8 protein-coding genes, 2 tRNA genes and 3 rRNA genes are annotated in these 16,234 nt (G+C 57.2%); 11 read left to right on the forward strand and 2 right to left on the reverse strand.

Annotated features, from left to right (window positions below; translation table 11 throughout):
• The first annotated feature begins 55 nt into the window (after positions 1 to 55).
• The 11 genes from AB6Q56_RS21655 (at position 56) to AB6Q56_RS21705 (ending at position 13,758) form a co-directional block, all read left to right on the forward strand.
• Positions 56 to 802 carry a M48 family metalloprotease gene (locus AB6Q56_RS21655; RefSeq protein WP_434515075.1) on the forward strand — a complete coding sequence of 249 codons (747 nt, stop codon included), beginning with the start codon at positions 56 to 58 and terminating at the stop codon, positions 800 to 802.
• A gap of 771 nt (positions 803 to 1,573) precedes the next feature.
• Positions 1,574 to 3,111: ribosomal RNA gene (locus AB6Q56_RS21660) — 16S ribosomal RNA — on the forward strand.
• 59 nt (positions 3,112 to 3,170) lie between these two features.
• Positions 3,171 to 3,247: transfer RNA gene (locus AB6Q56_RS21665), tRNA-Ile, on the forward strand.
• 94 nt (positions 3,248 to 3,341) lie between these two features.
• Positions 3,342 to 3,417 (forward strand) — tRNA-Ala (locus AB6Q56_RS21670).
• Positions 3,418 to 3,624: 207 nt separating this feature from the next.
• Positions 3,625 to 6,505: ribosomal RNA gene (locus AB6Q56_RS21675) — 23S ribosomal RNA — on the forward strand.
• A gap of 88 nt (positions 6,506 to 6,593) precedes the next feature.
• A 5S ribosomal RNA gene (gene rrf, locus AB6Q56_RS21680) occupies positions 6,594 to 6,706 on the forward strand.
• The 16S, 23S and 5S rRNA genes sit together here with 2 tRNA genes alongside, the layout of an rRNA operon.
• A gap of 469 nt (positions 6,707 to 7,175) precedes the next feature.
• Positions 7,176 to 8,012, forward strand: coding sequence for a response regulator (locus AB6Q56_RS21685; RefSeq protein WP_434515076.1), 837 nt, complete (start codon positions 7,176 to 7,178; stop codon positions 8,010 to 8,012).
• Positions 8,013 to 8,144: 132 nt separating this feature from the next.
• Positions 8,145 to 9,641, forward strand: coding sequence for an IS21 family transposase (gene istA, locus AB6Q56_RS21690; protein ID WP_434517118.1), 1,497 nt, complete (start codon positions 8,145 to 8,147; stop codon positions 9,639 to 9,641).
• The gene (gene istB / locus AB6Q56_RS21695; protein ID WP_434517117.1) at positions 9,631 to 10,431 is read left to right on the forward strand and encodes an IS21-like element helper ATPase IstB; all 801 of its coding nucleotides are present in this window, start codon (positions 9,631 to 9,633) and stop codon (positions 10,429 to 10,431) included. Before istA ends, istB begins: the two co-directional genes overlap by 11 nt.
• 298 nt (positions 10,432 to 10,729) lie before the next feature.
• Entirely contained in the window at positions 10,730 to 13,411 is a 2,682-nt protein-coding gene (locus AB6Q56_RS21700; protein ID WP_434515077.1) for a GNAT family N-acetyltransferase, read from the forward strand.
• 167 nt (positions 13,412 to 13,578) lie between these two features.
• Positions 13,579 to 13,758 (forward strand): hypothetical protein, encoded by a 180-nt coding sequence (locus AB6Q56_RS21705; RefSeq protein ID WP_434515078.1) that lies wholly within the window; start codon positions 13,579 to 13,581, stop codon positions 13,756 to 13,758.
• Between the two features lie 96 nt (positions 13,759 to 13,854).
• Here the strand turns inward: AB6Q56_RS21705 and AB6Q56_RS21710 are convergent, their stop codons facing one another.
• Complete coding sequence (locus AB6Q56_RS21710) at positions 13,855 to 14,472, reverse strand: rhodanese-like domain-containing protein (RefSeq protein ID WP_434515079.1); 618 nt, start codon at positions 14,470 to 14,472, stop codon at positions 13,855 to 13,857.
• On the reverse strand, positions 14,473 to 16,194 hold the full coding sequence (soxB, locus tag AB6Q56_RS21715; protein WP_434515080.1) for a thiosulfohydrolase SoxB: 1,722 nt from the start codon (positions 16,192 to 16,194) through the stop codon (positions 14,473 to 14,475).
• Between the last annotated feature and the right edge of the window lie 40 nt (positions 16,195 to 16,234).

Genomic DNA, 16,234 nt, shown 5'->3' on the forward strand with positions numbered 1-16,234 from the left:
CTCAAATATCTCACCTGTGCTTGTCCGGAATGGTCGTTGTGTTGTAGGTGCTCTGTTGGCGAGCCTTTTCCTCGGTGCGTGCAGCAATACCGGTTCCACTTCCACTGTCTCCGCCGCCAATGCCGAAGGCTTGATCACGGCCGGCAAGTCTGCCGTCCAGGCGGCCACGCTGAGCGATGCCGATGTAATGCAGTTGTCCGATAAATCCTGTGCCGAACTCGACGGCAGATCGAAAATCGCCGCCCCGAAGAGCAAGTACGCGCTACGCCTGGCCAGGATCGTCAAGAGCATGCCCAAGACAGTCGAGGGCGTAACCATCAGCTACAAGGTCTATGAGACCAAGGAAGTGAATGCCTGGGCCATGAACAACGGCTGCGTGCGCGTCTATTCCGGCCTGATGGACCTGATGACCGACGACGAGGTGCGCGGTGTGGTCGGCCACGAAATCGGCCACGTTGCCCTGGGGCATTCCAAGAAGTCGATGCAGGTCGCCTACGCCGCCGGTGCTGCCCGCCAGGTCGCTGCCGCCTCCGGCAATTCCGCCGTCGCCGCGCTGAGTTCCTCCGACATCGGCGCTATCGCCGAAAAATTGGTCAACGCCCAGTTCTCGCAAGCCCAGGAAACCGATGCCGACGATTACTCCTTCGACCTGCTGACCGCCGCCAAGCTGAAGCGCGAAGGCCTGATCACCGCCTTCGAAAAGCTCGCCAAGCTGGGCGACAGCAATAGCATGCTCAGCTCGCACCCGTCATCTTCGGGGCGTGCACAGCACATCCGCGACCGCATCGCTGCCAAGAAGTAAAAGTATCCCACCCTCAGCCATCCAACCCCGATGGCCGCTTGCCCGACGGTTTAGCGCCGTCGGGCTTTTTTTGACTAAATCGGCTGGGCCGGCCAGGTTGACATGGTGAGGGGGAATTATTGTCCCGTAAAAGTCGGTTATCTGTCCAACTCAGAAATTGCCAACGCGGAGAAGTGGACTTTCAGGAAATGTTGAGTTCAGGTTTGTGCTGGATCGTCCCGAGTTTCGTAGTGGTTCCGAGGTTTAAGTGTAGGCGTGTTCGGTTTGTACAGGAAGTTGCTGATGATGCCGATCCTCTGCCTCAGTGGGGGGCTCAAGTGGCTATCGAAGGCAGGCAGCGTGAGTGCAACGAGGGGCGATCGAAAAAATCCTTGAGTGGTCTGATGTCCGCAGTCTATGCCAAATCACTCACCTGGAAATCGGGTGAATTACCCCCGGACGCTAAAGCTCATTGCTACTAAAACGAGGGCGCTGCTCCGTAGCTGGCAATAAATTGCACCAGCCAAGCGCCTATTAGTTGCCCAAAGGAAAAATTGATTGACGAAGATGTTTATCGTGTTCATAATCTCGCCTCTCTGCTGCTGACGAATCGAACGAAACGGCGCGGCACTGATCTTTAACAAATTGGACAACCGATAAGTGTGGGTGTCTTGATGCGAAGCGACGCAAGTTGCAAAAGAGTATTAAGGCAAACGCACTGGTGAAAAAAGATGGAGCAATCCATCGAGGTAGAGAAATCTACCGTCAGTGAATTTGCGAGTTTGTTGGATTGAACTGAAGAGTTTGATCCTGGCTCAGATTGAACGCTGGCGGCATGCCTTACACATGCAAGTCGAACGGCAGCGGGGACTTCGGTCCGCCGGCGAGTGGCGAACGGGTGAGTAAAGTATCGGAACGTACCTTTCAGTGGGGGATAACGTAGCGAAAGTTACGCTAATACCGCATATTCTGTGAGCAGGAAAGCAGGGGATCGCAAGACCTTGCGCTGATTGAGCGGCCGATATCAGATTAGCTAGTTGGTGGGGTAAAGGCCTACCAAGGCGACGATCTGTAGCGGGTCTGAGAGGATGATCCGCCACACTGGAACTGAGACACGGTCCAGACTCCTACGGGAGGCAGCAGTGGGGAATTTTGGACAATGGGGGCAACCCTGATCCAGCCATGCCGCGTGAGTGAAGAAGGCCTTCGGGTTGTAAAGCTCTTTCGGCCGGGAAGAAATCGCATAGGTTAATACCCTGTGTGGATGACGGTACCGGAATAAGAAGCACCGGCTAACTACGTGCCAGCAGCCGCGGTAATACGTAGGGTGCGAGCGTTAATCGGAATTACTGGGCGTAAAGCGTGCGCAGGCGGTTTCGTAAGACAGAGGTGAAATCCCCGGGCTCAACCTGGGAACTGCCTTTGTGACTGCGAAGCTAGAGTACGGCAGAGGGGGGTGGAATTCCACGTGTAGCAGTGAAATGCGTAGAGATGTGGAGGAACACCGATGGCGAAGGCAGCCCCCTGGGCCGATACTGACGCTCATGCACGAAAGCGTGGGTAGCAAACAGGATTAGATACCCTGGTAGTCCACGCCCTAAACGATGTCAACTAGGTGTTGGGTGGGTAAAACCATTTAGTACCGTAGCTAACGCGTGAAGTTGACCGCCTGGGGAGTACGGCCGCAAGGTTAAAACTCAAAGGAATTGACGGGGACCCGCACAAGCGGTGGATGATGTGGATTAATTCGATGCAACGCGAAAAACCTTACCTACCCTTGACATGTTCAGAATCCTGGAGAGATTTGGGAGTGCCCGAAAGGGAGCTGGAACACAGGTGCTGCATGGCTGTCGTCAGCTCGTGTCGTGAGATGTTGGGTTAAGTCCCGCAACGAGCGCAACCCTTGTCGTTAATTGCCATCATTTAGTTGGGCACTTTAACGAGACTGCCGGTGACAAACCGGAGGAAGGTGGGGATGACGTCAAGTCCTCATGGCCCTTATGGGTAGGGCTTCACACGTCATACAATGGTCGGTACAGAGGGTTGCCAAGCCGCGAGGTGGAGCCAATCCCAGAAAGCCGATCGTAGTCCGGATTGCAGGCTGCAACTCGCCTGCATGAAGTCGGAATCGCTAGTAATCGCGGATCAGCATGTCGCGGTGAATACGTTCCCGGGTCTTGTACACACCGCCCGTCACACCATGGGAGCGGGTTCCGCCAGAAGTAGGTAGCCTAACCGCAAGGGGGGCGCTTACCACGGCGGGGTTCGTGACTGGGGTGAAGTCGTAACAAGGTAGCCGTAGGGGAACCTGCGGCTGGATCACCTCCTTTCTAGAGAAGCATCCTGGCACCCACAACTTATCGGTTGTTCAGAAGTAGCAAACAGACGAGGGTCTGTAGCTCAGTCGGTTAGAGCACCGTCTTGATAAGGCGGGGGTCGTTGGTTCGATTCCAACCAGACCCACCAACGTCATCAAGAAAGCTTGCAGTACGAGGCGCAAGGAAAGGCCGCATAGCAGCGCTATGCAACTGACCGAGCAACAAAGTAATGCATGCTTTACGGGGGATTAGCTCAGCTGGGAGAGCACCTGCTTTGCAAGCAGGGGGTCGTCGGTTCGATCCCGTCATCCTCCACCAAAACCCAAAGATAAGCAGCGATGTTTATCTTTGGCTTTTGAGAAATCAAATTGCTACGCTCTTTAACAAAACGGAAGAAGGTTGTGTATCGCAGTGATGAGCTGCTGATACACGTTGTGATTGCATCTGTTCTCGTATTACAGCTAGTACGAGACAGCACAAATGAGTTGCCTGTAGCCGCTCTCTAACGAGAGCACAAGGTTATAGGATCAAGCGACTAAGTGCATGTGGTGGATGCCTTGGCGATCACAGGCGATGAAGGACGTGCAAGCCTGCGAAAAGCGGGGGGGAGCTGGCAATGAAGCTTTGATCCCCCGATGTCCGAATGGGGAAACCCACTCAGCAATGAGTATCCTGATCTGAATACATAGGGTCAGGAGGCGAACCCGGTGAACTGAAACATCTAAGTAGCCGGAGGAAAAGAAATCAACCGAGATTCCCCAAGTAGTGGCGAGCGAACGGGGAAGAGCCTGCTAGTGATAGCGGAACTGTTAAGAGAACGGAATGGAAAGTCCGGCCGTAGTGGGTGATAGCCCCGTATTTGAAAACAGATCCGTGGTACTAAGTTAGCGAAAAGTAGGGCGGGGCACGTGAAACCTTGTCTGAACATGGGGGGACCATCCTCCAAGGCTAAATACTCGTGATCGACCGATAGTGAACCAGTACCGTGAGGGAAAGGCGAAAAGAACCCCGGGAGGGGAGTGAAATAGAACCTGAAACCGCATGCATACAAACAGTGGGAGCCTCCTTGTGGGGTGACTGCGTACCTTTTGTATAATGGGTCAGCGACTTACGTTATGTTGCGAGCTTAACCGAATAGGGGAGGCGTAGCGAAAGCGAGTCTGATAAGGGCGTTTAGTAGCATGGCGTAGACCCGAAACCGGATGATCTATCCATGGCCAGGATGAAGGTGCCGTAACAGGTACTGGAGGTCCGAACCCACTAACGTTGAAAAGTTAGGGGATGAGCTGTGGATAGGGGTGAAAGGCTAAACAAATCCGGAAATAGCTGGTTCTCCCCGAAAACTATTTAGGTAGTGCGTCACATATCACTTCCGGGGGTAAAGCACTGTTATGGCTAGGGGGTCATCGCGACTTACCAAACCATGGCAAACTCTGAATACCGGAAAGTGCGAGTGTGGCAGACAGACAGTGGGTGCTAACGTCCATTGTCAAGAGGGAAACAACCCAGACCGCCAGCTAAGGTCCCCAAGACACAGTTAAGTGGGAAACGAGGTGGGAAGGCATAGACAGCTAGGAGGTTGGCTTAGAAGCAGCCACCCTTTAAAGAAAGCGTAATAGCTCACTAGTCGAGTCGTCCTGCGCGGAAGATGTAACGGGGCTCAAACTGTGCACCGAAGCTGCGGATATCGAAAGATATGGTAGGGGAGCGTTCTGTAGGTCTGTGAAGGTGTCTTGTAAAGGATGCTGGAGATATCAGAAGTGCGAATGCTGACATGAGTAGCGATAAAGGGAGTGAAAAGCTCCCTCGCCGAAAGCCCAAGGTTTCCTACGCAACGTTCATCGGCGTAGGGTGAGTCGGCCCCTAAGGCGAGGCTGAAAAGCGTAGTCGATGGGAAACAGGTCAATATTCCTGTACCGATTCTAGATGCGATGTGGGGACGGAGAAGGTTAGGTCAGCCAACTGTTGGAATAGTTGGTTTAAGCGTGTAGGCGTGCCCCTTAGGCAAATCCGGGGGGCTAAGCTGAGGCGTGACGACGAGGCACTACGGTGCTGAAGTGATTGATACCAAGCTTCCAGGAAAAGCCACTAAGCTTCAGTCTAGAGTCGACCGTACCGCAAACCGACACAGGTGGGCAGGATGAAAATTCTAAGGCGCTTGAGAGAACTCAGGAGAAGGAACTCGGCAAATTGACACCGTAACTTCGGGAGAAGGTGTGCCCCGGTAGGTTGTAGAGATTTACTCTCGAAGGCCGATGGGGTTGCAGTGAAATGGTGGCTGCGACTGTTTAATAAAAACACAGCACTCTGCAAACACGAAAGTGGACGTATAGGGTGTGACGCCTGCCCGGTGCTGGAAGATTAAGTGATGGGGTGCAAGCTCTTGATCGAAGTCCCAGTAAACGGCGGCCGTAACTATAACGGTCCTAAGGTAGCGAAATTCCTTGTCGGGTAAGTTCCGACCTGCACGAATGGCGTAACGATGGCCACACTGTCTCCTCCTGAGACTCAGCGAAGTTGAAATGTTTGTGAAGATGCAATCTCCCCGCGGCAAGACGGAAAGACCCCATGAACCTTTACTGCAGCTTTGCATTGGACTTTGAACCGGTTTGTGTAGGATAGGTGGGAGACTGTGAAACCGGGACGCTAGTCTCGGTGGAGTCGTCCTTGAAATACCACCCTGATTTGTTTGAGGTTCTAACCTTGGTCAGTGAATCCTGACCGGGGACCGTGCATGGTAGGCAGTTTGACTGGGGCGGTCTCCTCCCAAAAGGTAACGGAGGAGTACGAAGGTACGCTTAGGGCGGTCGGACATCGCCCATAAAGTGCAATGGCAAAAGCGTGCTTGACTGCGAGACCCACAAGTCGAGCAGGTGCGAAAGCAGGTCATAGTGATCCGGTGGTTCTGTATGGAAGGGCCATCGCTCAACGGATAAAAGGTACTCTGGGGATAACAGGCTGATACCGCCCAAGAGTTCATATCGACGGCGGTGTTTGGCACCTCGATGTCGGCTCATCTCATCCTGGGGCTGTAGCCGGTCCCAAGGGTATGGCTGTTCGCCATTTAAAGAGGTACGTGAGCTGGGTTTAAAACGTCGTGAGACAGTTTGGTCCCTATCTGCCGTGGGCGCTGGATATTTGAAGGGGGCTGCTCCTAGTACGAGAGGACCGGAGTGGACGAACCTCTGGTGTACCGGTTATGACGCCAGTCGTATCGCCGGGTAGCTATGTTCGGAAGAGATAAACGCTGAAAGCATCTAAGCGTGAAACTTGCCTTAAGATGAGATATCCCGGAGTCTTGAACTCCTTGAAGGGTCGTCGAAGACCACGACGTTGATAGGTCAGGTGTGGAAGCGCAGTAATGCGTTAAGCTAACTGATACTAATTGCCCGTACGGCTTGATCCTATAACCTTGGATCTCTACAACAACTCATACCAACAATCACAACACCTTCTTCCAGTTTTGCGCTGCAACCGCAGCGTTACAAGTTACGTCTGGCGTCAATAGCCTGCTGGTACCACCCCTTCCCATCCCGAACAGGACCGTGAAACAGCATCGCGCCAATGATAGTGAGCTTCCGCTCGCGAAAGTAGGTCAACGCCAGACTCCCCATTCAAAGCCCCAGCCGGTCAGCCGTCTGGGGCTTTGTGCTTTCAGCTTCTAGAACGCTTACTCCAAAAACATCAAGAAAGTCCCCTCCCCCCAGAACACAGGACAACTTGCTTTGAAGCGCTTGAGTCAATAAACGTCACTAGATCTCGCGCAAAACGCCCTCGATACCAGTGATGGCCTCCAATTATCCGGCCTCCCCCGTGTGAACGCCCTACAGAGAGATCTCAGCAAGGCACGGTGCAATATCGTTCAAAGGATCGCACCTGTCGGGATTGACTGATGGATTATGTCGAATGGTTTTCGGAAGATGCGGAGCTTGTTGTAGAGTGCGGGTTCATAGGGTTCCACGTAACGGAGTGCGGGGAGGTGCCCTGTGGATGGGGAGCCGATTTCATGCGGTAGCCGGCTTGCTTTCGCCGCTTGGACAAGCGGCGCTCACGTGGAGCGTGGTGAAGTGAAGGTAGTGATCGTTGATGACAGCGAGGCGATACGCAAGGTGTTGCGTGCGATCTGCGAGGGCGAGGGGCACGAGATCGTTGCCGAGTTTCCCGATGGGGAGGGGCTTCTTGACTGCGTCAGGGGGGCTCGTCCGGATGTCGTGTGCCTGGATTACGAGTTGCCGGGGCGGAACGGTTTCGAATTGCTGGCAGAGATGGATCATGCAGTCAATCAGGTGGCGGTGGTAGTGATCACCGGTTCCGATGAGCCGGAGTTGAAGGGGCATGCTGCCGACCTGGGCGCTGCGGGTTTCATTCGTAAGCCTTTCGAGAGTGCTCAGGTCATCGAGGAATTGCGGGAAATTGCCAAGGCGCGTGCGATTGCAGCGCGCGCGGCAGCGGCGTCTGTGGTCGAGCTGGCGGCGCCTCCGATTGTGCGGACCGAAGCGAAGGCAGCGGGTACACAGGCCTCAGCAGGTATTGTGCAGGCTGCCGTGGTGTCTCGGACTGCGGTGGTGGTCGATGATAGCGGTTCGATCCGCCTCCTGCTCAAGGGAATTCTTGAGGAGGTGGGGATCAAGGTGGTTGGCATGGCCACAAGCGGCAAGGATGCCATCGAATTGGTCAGACGGTTGCGGCCCGCAGTGGTTTGTCTCGATGTCGACATGCCGGGTATGAGCGGTCTTGAGGCTTTGCCGCATATCGGACTCGCTAGCCCCCAGACCCGGGTCGTCATGGTGACTGGCAACGCTACCCGGCAAGTTGTTGCTGAGGCGGTGGCCGGTGGTGCCAAGGGATATTTCCTCAAGCCGGTGCGGCCGGCCAAGGTCGAGGAATTCATGCGGAAGCTGCTGCGCATCTGATCGCGTGAGGTGATTGGGTGTTGACGCTCGTTGAAAACTGACCAGAAAAGTGGGGGTGTGCGCGCTGAAAATTGACCAGGGTGATTAACTCGTCCGCTCATTTTTTGAGCAGGATTTTAGGAGATGATCACCATGAAGGATCTGGGAAGGATTCGGCGGTTGTTTTATCGGGATGGCCTATCGCTGTCCGAGATTTCGCGGAAGACGGGGTATAGCCGGAACACCGTCAAACGTTGGTTACGGACACCGGAAGGGGCGGAGCCGAAGTACGAACGGCAGAACCCGAACATCAAGATTGCCCCGTATGCGGCGCGCCTGATCAAGGCACTGGAGGCGGATGCCCGCCGTCCGAAACGGGATCGGCGCACAGCACTGAAACTGTTTGGCGAATTGCAGGCCGCCGGATTCACCGGTACCTACTGCCGGGTCACCGAATTCATCCGGCGCTGGCGGGCCGATGGCGGTGCAGCCGTCAGTAAAGCCTTCGTTCCGCTCCACTTCGAGTTGGGCGAAGCCTTCCAGTTCGACTGGAGCGAAGAGCATCTGGTCATTGGCGGGGTCTGGCGCAAGATTCTCGCCTCACATCTGAAACTCTGCGCCAGTCGGGCCTTTGTCGTTCAAGCCTATCCGACGCAAGGTCACGAGATGCTGTTCGATGCCCATACCCGCTCGTTTGCGGCGCTGGGTGGCATTCCCCGGCGCGGCATCTACGACAATATGAAGACGGCCGTGGATAAGGTGCAGAAAGGCAAATCCCGCATCGTCAATTCGCGCTTCTCGGCGATGGCCTCCCACTACCTGTTTGATCCGGATTTCTGCAATGTCGCCAGCGGCTGGGAGAAAGGCGTCGTCGAGAAGAACGTCCAGGATAGTCGGCTCCGTCTCTGGCAGGATGCCGGCAAGGAGCGATTCAGTTCATTCACCGAACTGAACGTCTGGCTGCTCGAGCGCTGCCGGGGGCTGTGGCAGGAATTGCGTCATCCCGAGTACGCTGACCTGACAGTGGCCGAGATGCTCGAACACGAACAACCGAGCCTGATGCCGATGGTCGCATCCTTCGATGGCTACGTCGAAACCTTGGGCAAGGTATCGAGCACCTGCCTGGTGACGCTGGATCGCAACCGCTACTCGGTACCGTGCGAACTGGTGGGCCAAGCCGTCAGCCTGCGTCTTTATCCGGAACGGATCGACATTGTGGCGCACGATACTCGGGTGGCCAGTCATCCCCGCAACTTCAGTCGGCAGCAAACCCTCTACGACTGGCAGCACTACATCCCGCTGATCGAACGCAAGCCAGGGGCCTTGAGAAATGGCGCGCCGTTTGCCGACATGCCGGAGCCATTGCAACGATTACGCAGCTTGCTCCTGCGCCGGGAAGGTGGTGATCGGGTGATGGCCAAAGTGCTATCGGCAATTTCGCAGTTTGATCTGGAAGCGGTGCTGGTTGCCGTCGATCTGGTGCTGGAGTCCGGCCTACCCAGTGCCGAGCACATCGAGAACATGCTCAACCGCCTGAAGTCGGGTCCCATGCCGCCACCGGTGGAAACGCCACTCACCCTCAGCGAAGTACCGATTGCCGATACCGGCCGCTATGACCGCTTGCGTACCGAGGTGACTGATCATGCGTGAGCTGATGAGCGAGTTCAAGGAACTGCGTTTGCACGGCATGGCCGGTGCCTGGGAGGAGCTGACAGCCAACGGTAGCAGCCGTGTCGAAGCCTCACGTTGGCTGATCGAACATCTACTGCAAGCCGAGCATACTGATCGAGTGATGCGTTCGATTGGCTATCAGATGCATGCGGCCCGCTTCCCGGTACATCGTGATCTGGCCGGATTCGACTTCGAACAATCGAAGGTGGATCAGAAGCTGATCCGGCAACTGGCCGACCTCTCCTTTGCCGAGGAAGCCCAGAACGTCGTGTTCATTGGTGGCACGGGCACTGGCAAGACCCACCTCGCGACGGCGCTGGGTGTCTCGGGCATTACCCATCACAGCAAGCGGGTGCGTTTCTTCTCGACGGTTGATCTGGTCAATGCGCTGGAACAGGAGAAGGCTGCTGGCAAAGCCGGGCGGATTGCCTTGGGGCTGCTGCGCATGGATCTGGTCATCCTCGATGAGTTGGGCTATTTGCCGTTCAGTCAGGCCGGTGGCGCCTTGCTGTTCCACTTGCTGTCGAAACTCTACGAGCACACCAGTGTGATGATCACGACCAATCTGACCTTCGCCGAATGGCCGAGCGTCTTTGGCGATGCCAAGATGACCACTGCCTTGCTCGACCGGCTGACGCATCACTGCCATATCGTCGAGACCGGGAATGAGTCGTTTCGCTTCCGGCACAGCACGGCAACGGCCAAGTCGAGGATCAAGGCGCGGGAGCAGAGCAAGCGGGGAAATCCACCCGAAGCAGATCCGTTCTGATCGAGGCCGCGTTGGGAAATCCGTTCCGGACTCCGTCCTCCACGGCTTTCCCAACGCATTCGTCGTGGCTCGGAAATCAGTTGTTCTGAGCTACACTTATCCACAAGCCCACCTATGTCAGGTGGCTATCACACCTGGTCAAAATTCAACGCGCACAGGTGGTCAAATTTAAACGCGCGCCGACAATTGGGGCGAGCGAGAGCGGCTTGATTGGCTTCGGTGTTTGCGATACAAAATTAATAAATTATTGTTATTAATGGTATCGTATTGCTAGCCTTTCCCTGGAGCACGGCCAGTCATGCAGAACACCCATTACCTCAAACCCTTGTTGGAGCCGCTGTCGGTGGCCGTGATCGGTGCCTCGGAAAAGGAAGGCGCCATCGGCCAGGTGATTTTCCGCAATATCCTGAATGGTGGCTACAAGGGCCGGCTGTGGGCAGTGAATCCAAAGTACGCGCAGGTTCTGGGGCAGCCTTGCCTGGCATCGCTCGAGCAGATCGGCACAAAAATCGATTTGGCCATCGTGACGACAGCACCGAGAACGATTCCGCAGCTGATCGAGCAATGCGGCAAGATCGGCATTCGTTACGTGACTATCGTGACCAATCCGTCAGGTGCCGGCAGCCAGACCGCTGAGCGTCGTATCCGGGAGGCAGCGCGCAATCATGGGGTACGGATTCTTGGTCCCAAATCCGTGGGTCTGCTGCGTCCATCGCTATCGCTTAACGCAACCTTTACAGAAACGCAGCCGCTGGTCGGCGAGCTGGCCTTGGTTACCCAGTCGGGGGCCATGTGTGCCGCCGTGCTCGATTGGGCGACGATGAACCGGATTGGCGTGTCGTCTGTCGTGGCGCTGGGGAACACGCAGGATGTCGATTTTGGCGAGGTGCTGGATTACCTCGTATACGACGAACAGACACGCTACATCCTGCTGCATGTGGAGAAGGTCGGGAACGCGCGGCGCTTTCTCAGCGGATTACGTTCGGCGGCGCGGGTCAAGCCCGTCATCCTTTTCAAATCGAGCGATCAGGTCGTTTCGGGGTTGTCCGAGGCCGGGGCGCCCGAGACGGCGAGCCTGGACGATGCGGTCTTCGATGCGGCGGTACGGCGAGCCGGGGCGATCCGGGTCAGCGGCATCAGCCAGTTGTTCCATGCGGCAAGAGCCTTGGCCGCTGGCTTCCGGCCGCGTGGCAAGCGCCTGGCCGTGATTAGCAACGGTACTGGGCCGGCAGCCATGGCAGCGGATTCGGCGCGTGCATTCGGCGTACCCATGGCCGGGCTGTCGGACGATACGGTGGTGGCATTGCGGCGCGTCCTGGCTTCCGACTGGAAAGGCGTCAATCCGGTCGATCTGGGCGGGGATGCGACGCCGGAGCGCTACCTGCAGAGCATCGAAGCCGTGCGCATGGACGAGGGCGTCGATGCCGTCCTGGTTATTCTGTCACCGTTGGCGATGGCGCAGCCCAGCGTAGTCGCTCGGGGTATTGCTGCCATGGGGGGCAGCCAGCGGGTACCGCTCTGTTGCTGTTTCATGGGCGGCGATCTCATCGTCGAGGCACGAAAGATTCTTGAAGATGCCGGGGTGCCGATTTTCCGGACACCGGAGACCGTAATCGAGCTGTTCCACAATATTTCGCAGTACTACGATAACCAGAAGCTGCTGTTGCAAACGCCCAGCCCGGATCAGGGAGCGGGCGGGGCAGCGGGCAACAATGGCCGGCTGCTGATGGATACGCTGCTGGGCGAACATCGGCGCATTCCTTCAGGTGTTGAGGTGCGCTCGCTACTGCGCAGCTACGGGTTGGGCGTGAAGCCCGCGATGCTGGCACACTCGGCCAAGGAGGCCATGTTCCTGGCCGAGCAGGTGGGTTTGCCGGTCGACATGCGCATCGATTTCCATGATCAGGATGTCGGCTGCGCCAGCCTGTCCGGTCGCAGCAATCTGAACAGTCTCGAATCGGTTCGTCTGGCCTATCAGGACATTCTCGAGATGGCTGCCGAGACCTTGTCGGGGCTGACGGTGGACGGGATTGCCATCGAGGCCAGTCGCATTCGTCCGCATGCCCGCAAGCTGACGCTGGGCGTTTTCCGCGATCCGGTATTCGGGCCGGTGATTAGCTTCGGCGCCGGTGGTGAGCAGATGGAGGTCTTCCAGGACCGCGCTGTCGCACTGCCGCCCCTGAACCGTTTCCTGGCTCGAAAGCTGATCGAGTCGACGCGGGTTTCGCGAACGCTGGGTGAGTTTCGTCAGTTGCCGCCGGTTGACGAAGCAGCGCTGGAGGATGCGCTCCTTAGCTTGTCGAACATGGTGTGCGACCTGCCGTGGGTGCGCGAATTATCGATTGATCCCCTGATTGTCGATGAAAACGGCGTGACGGTCGGTGCCGCCCGAATGGTGATCGATCATACCCTAGGCACCGGCAAGGCCCGTTATGCCCACATGGCCATCCATCCTTACCCGGCCTATCTGGAAAGAACGTGGCCGATGCGCGACGGGCAGGCAGTGACGGTGCGGCCGATCCGCCCCGAGGATGCCGCGCTGACCCTCGATTTCTTCAAGCGCCTAAGTCCCGAATCGCGTTATTTCCGGTTCATGGAAAATCTGCGCGAATTGCCGCCGAGCCTGGTGAATCGCTTCACGCAGGTCGATTATGACCGGGAAATGGCCTTGATCGCGCTGGTCGCCAAGGATGGTGTCGAGCAGCAAGTGGGAAGCGTTCGCTATACGCTGACGGCCGATGGTGAGTCAGTCGAGTTCGCGTTGGTGGTCGATGATCACTGGCAGCGCAGCGGCCTCGGCCGACGCCTGATGGGGGCACTGATCGATTGTGCGCGCGAAAAATCCTATCGGACCATGGTTGGCGATGTGCTGGCCGACAACCAGAAAATGCTGCGCCTGATGAGCAGCCTCGGGTTTGCCTTCCTGCCGCATCCGGACAGCCAGGAGATCAAACGGGTGGTCCGCCAGTTGTCGGACTGAGTTCCGGCTTGTTCTCTGTTGCGAAGCTTGCCCAAGCGTGAGGAATCTCACGCCTGCGCTGCAATTTTCCATCTTTCCGCCCGATTCGTGAGCTTTTTCACTGCCTGTGCCGCGCGCTGTCGATATAGTGAAACCGTAAGCAGCCAGTATGGAAATCGGGAACTGACATGGTCTTCAAGAATGACAAACGCTCCGGATCGGATCGCCGCCAGAAAGAAATCGGGCCGCCGAGCGGCTGGCGCGAACGGCGCCGGACGGTTGAACGACGTGTCCCGGAAGTCAGTGAAATCCCATTTTCCGAATGGCTGGCCCACATGCCGGGCAAAACGGAGTTGGCGCACCAGTAAACGGATAACCGTGATGTCGATGTGGCGGGCAGAAACAAGAACCCCCGGACAGGTGCCGGGGGTTTTGTTTTGGGGTAAGTCAGCGGAGCTGGGCGCCTATTTCGGGAAATACATCCGGGTCTTGTCGAGTTTGTAGGTCCACGGCAGGTTGGCGTTCTTCCACCCGTTCACCGCGCGCTGCCCACTGCGCGCGCCTTCCTTGACCGTGTCGCCCTCGAAGCCTTCGGCGACGCTATAGACATTGCTGTAGCCAGACATCTGCAAGCGGTCGGCAGCCTTCGAGCTGCGGTCGCCGGAACGGCAGATCAGGATGATGGGGGAATCCTTGCCCAGCCCCATCTGCGTGAGGCGACGTTCGAGCTCAGGAACGAAATCGACGTTCGGTTCGAGCATGTACATGAAGCGTTTGTCGTCCCACTCGCCCATGATTTCCGCGTGCTCGACATAGGGAACGAGCGCATCAGCATCGCCTGGCCAGCCGACATACATGGCCTCGGCGCGGGTGCGGATGTCGAAGAAGGCGACGCCCTTCGGGTCTTTTTTCTTCATGTCGTAGGCTTGCTGCGGCGTCAGGTAGAGCCCCAGCTTGCTGCGCTTGATTTCCGGCAGTTGTTCCCACGTCGTCGTGCCCGGTGTCCAGTCGGCCGCCCAAGCGCTCACCGAGAGGGCGATCAAGGCTGTCGCCAGCAGCTGTGTGCTGATTTTTTTCATCATTTATGCAATCCCCGGATTGTTCGCTGACCCCTTCAGCGTTGGAAGATTGAGTTTAACCGGCTTGACGGTCTTTATGTCGCGCAGATAGGTGGCAACGACCTCCCAGATCGGCGCGCCGGCGTTCTTCGCCTCTTCCGAGACTGGCGCCCAGCCGGCCACCTTGTAGGTCTTGGCCGGGTCAATGAGCTTGCCTTTGAGCATCATGTTCTGGATTCGGCTGCCCATTTTGGCGGTGGGGTCGCAGGTCCATTGCAGGCCGCCGACGCGCACCATGTCGCCGCCTTGCTGGTAGTAGGGGTCCGGGTTGAACAGGTTGTCGCAGACATCTTCGAGTACGGTCTTGATCATCTCGCCGCTCATGTTGCTGACCGTGGTCCACGGGTAGGTGATCGCCGTCTGGTCGAGCACGTGTTCCATCAGGATCGGTTGGCCGGGCAACAGCGAGTTGCCCCAGCGGAAGCCAGGCGAGAAGGCGATTTCGGCATCCTTGACCTGCATCAGCGCATCGAGGATGACCTGATCGAAGGTACCGTTGAAGTTGCCGCGGCGATACAGTGTGCCTTCACTGACGGCCAGCTTTTCGTTGAGTTTGGACAGGTAAGGAGCGCGCGCCTTATCGATCAGGGCCTGCATCTCCTTGTCGGCCGGCAGCAGGTTGGCAAAGACGGGCAACAGCTTGTAGCGGAAGTCGGCGATCTTGCCGTTCTTCACATCGAAATCGAGCACACCGAGATATTTGCCGTTGGAGCCGGCGTTGGTGACCAGGGTCTGGCCGCCAGCGTTCTTGACAACGACCGGGGCCGGCATGCCGTCGTGGGTGTGGCCGCCCATGATGGCGTCGATGCCGCGCACGCGCGAGGCCATCTTGAGGTCGACGTCCATGCCGTTGTGCGACAGCACGACGACGACCTGCGCACCGGCGGCACGAGCCTCGTCAACGGTCTTCTGCATGTTGTCTTCCTGGATGCCGAAGCTCCAGTTCGGGGTCTGCCAGCGCGGGTTGGCGATCGGCGTGTAGGGGAAGGCCTGGCCTATGATGGCGACCGGCACGCCGTTGATGTTCTTCATCACGAAGGGCTTGAAGACGGCATCGCCGAAGTCGGTGGTCTTGACGTTCTGGGCGACGATGTCGACGTGGCCGGAAAAATCCTTTTCCTCGATTTCCTTGACCCGCGCCTCGCCATAGGTCGATTCCCAGTGCAGGGTCATGACATTGACGCTGAGCGCCTTGCAGGCATCGACCATGTCCTGGGCGTTCGACCACAGCGCGGTGCCGGAGCCTTGCCAGGTGTCGCCGCCATCGAGCAGCAGCGCGCCGGGGCGGGTTGCCTTCATGCGCTTGACGAGGGTGGCGAGGTGGGCGAAACCGCCGACCTTGCCGTAGGTTTGGGCTGCCTTTTCGAAATTCAGGTAGGTGTAGGCGTGGGCCTCGATGGTGTTCGGCTTGAAGCCGAAATGCTTGAGCAGGTGGTCACCGACGAGATGGGGGACTTTGCCGTACTGGTCGCCGAAGCCGAGGTTGACGTTGGGCTCGCGGAAGTAGATCGGCAGCAGCTGAGCATGGCAGTCGGTGATGTGCAGCAGGCTGACGTTGCCGAATTTAGGCAGGTCGTACAGCTTGGCGGCGCCCTTCTCGGCCAGTGCAAAATCGCTGTGCAGGCTCATGCCACCCGCTGCGGCAACGGCCATCACCTGCAAAAATTCACGACGATTCATGCTCATGTTGTTTTTTCCTTGGAAATGGTGTCAGGCGTAAAAAATC

Origin of the sequence: Dechloromonas sp. ARDL1 (genome assembly GCF_051122455.1) — a bacterium.
Lineage (GTDB): Bacteria > Pseudomonadota > Gammaproteobacteria > Burkholderiales > Rhodocyclaceae > Azonexus.

Coding starts and splice junctions, on each gene's coding strand:
- istA (WP_434517118.1), top strand. CDS start 8,145: ATGAAGGATCTGGGAAGGATTCGGCGGTTGTTTTATCGGGATGGCCTA.
- AB6Q56_RS21700 (WP_434515077.1), top strand. CDS start 10,730: ATGCAGAACACCCATTACCTCAAACCCTTGTTGGAGCCGCTGTCGGTG.
- AB6Q56_RS21705 (WP_434515078.1), top strand. CDS start 13,579: ATGGTCTTCAAGAATGACAAACGCTCCGGATCGGATCGCCGCCAGAAA.
- AB6Q56_RS21710 (WP_434515079.1), bottom strand. CDS start 14,472: ATGATGAAAAAAATCAGCACACAGCTGCTGGCGACAGCCTTGATCGCC.
- soxB (WP_434515080.1), bottom strand. CDS start 16,194: ATGAGCATGAATCGTCGTGAATTTTTGCAGGTGATGGCCGTTGCCGCA.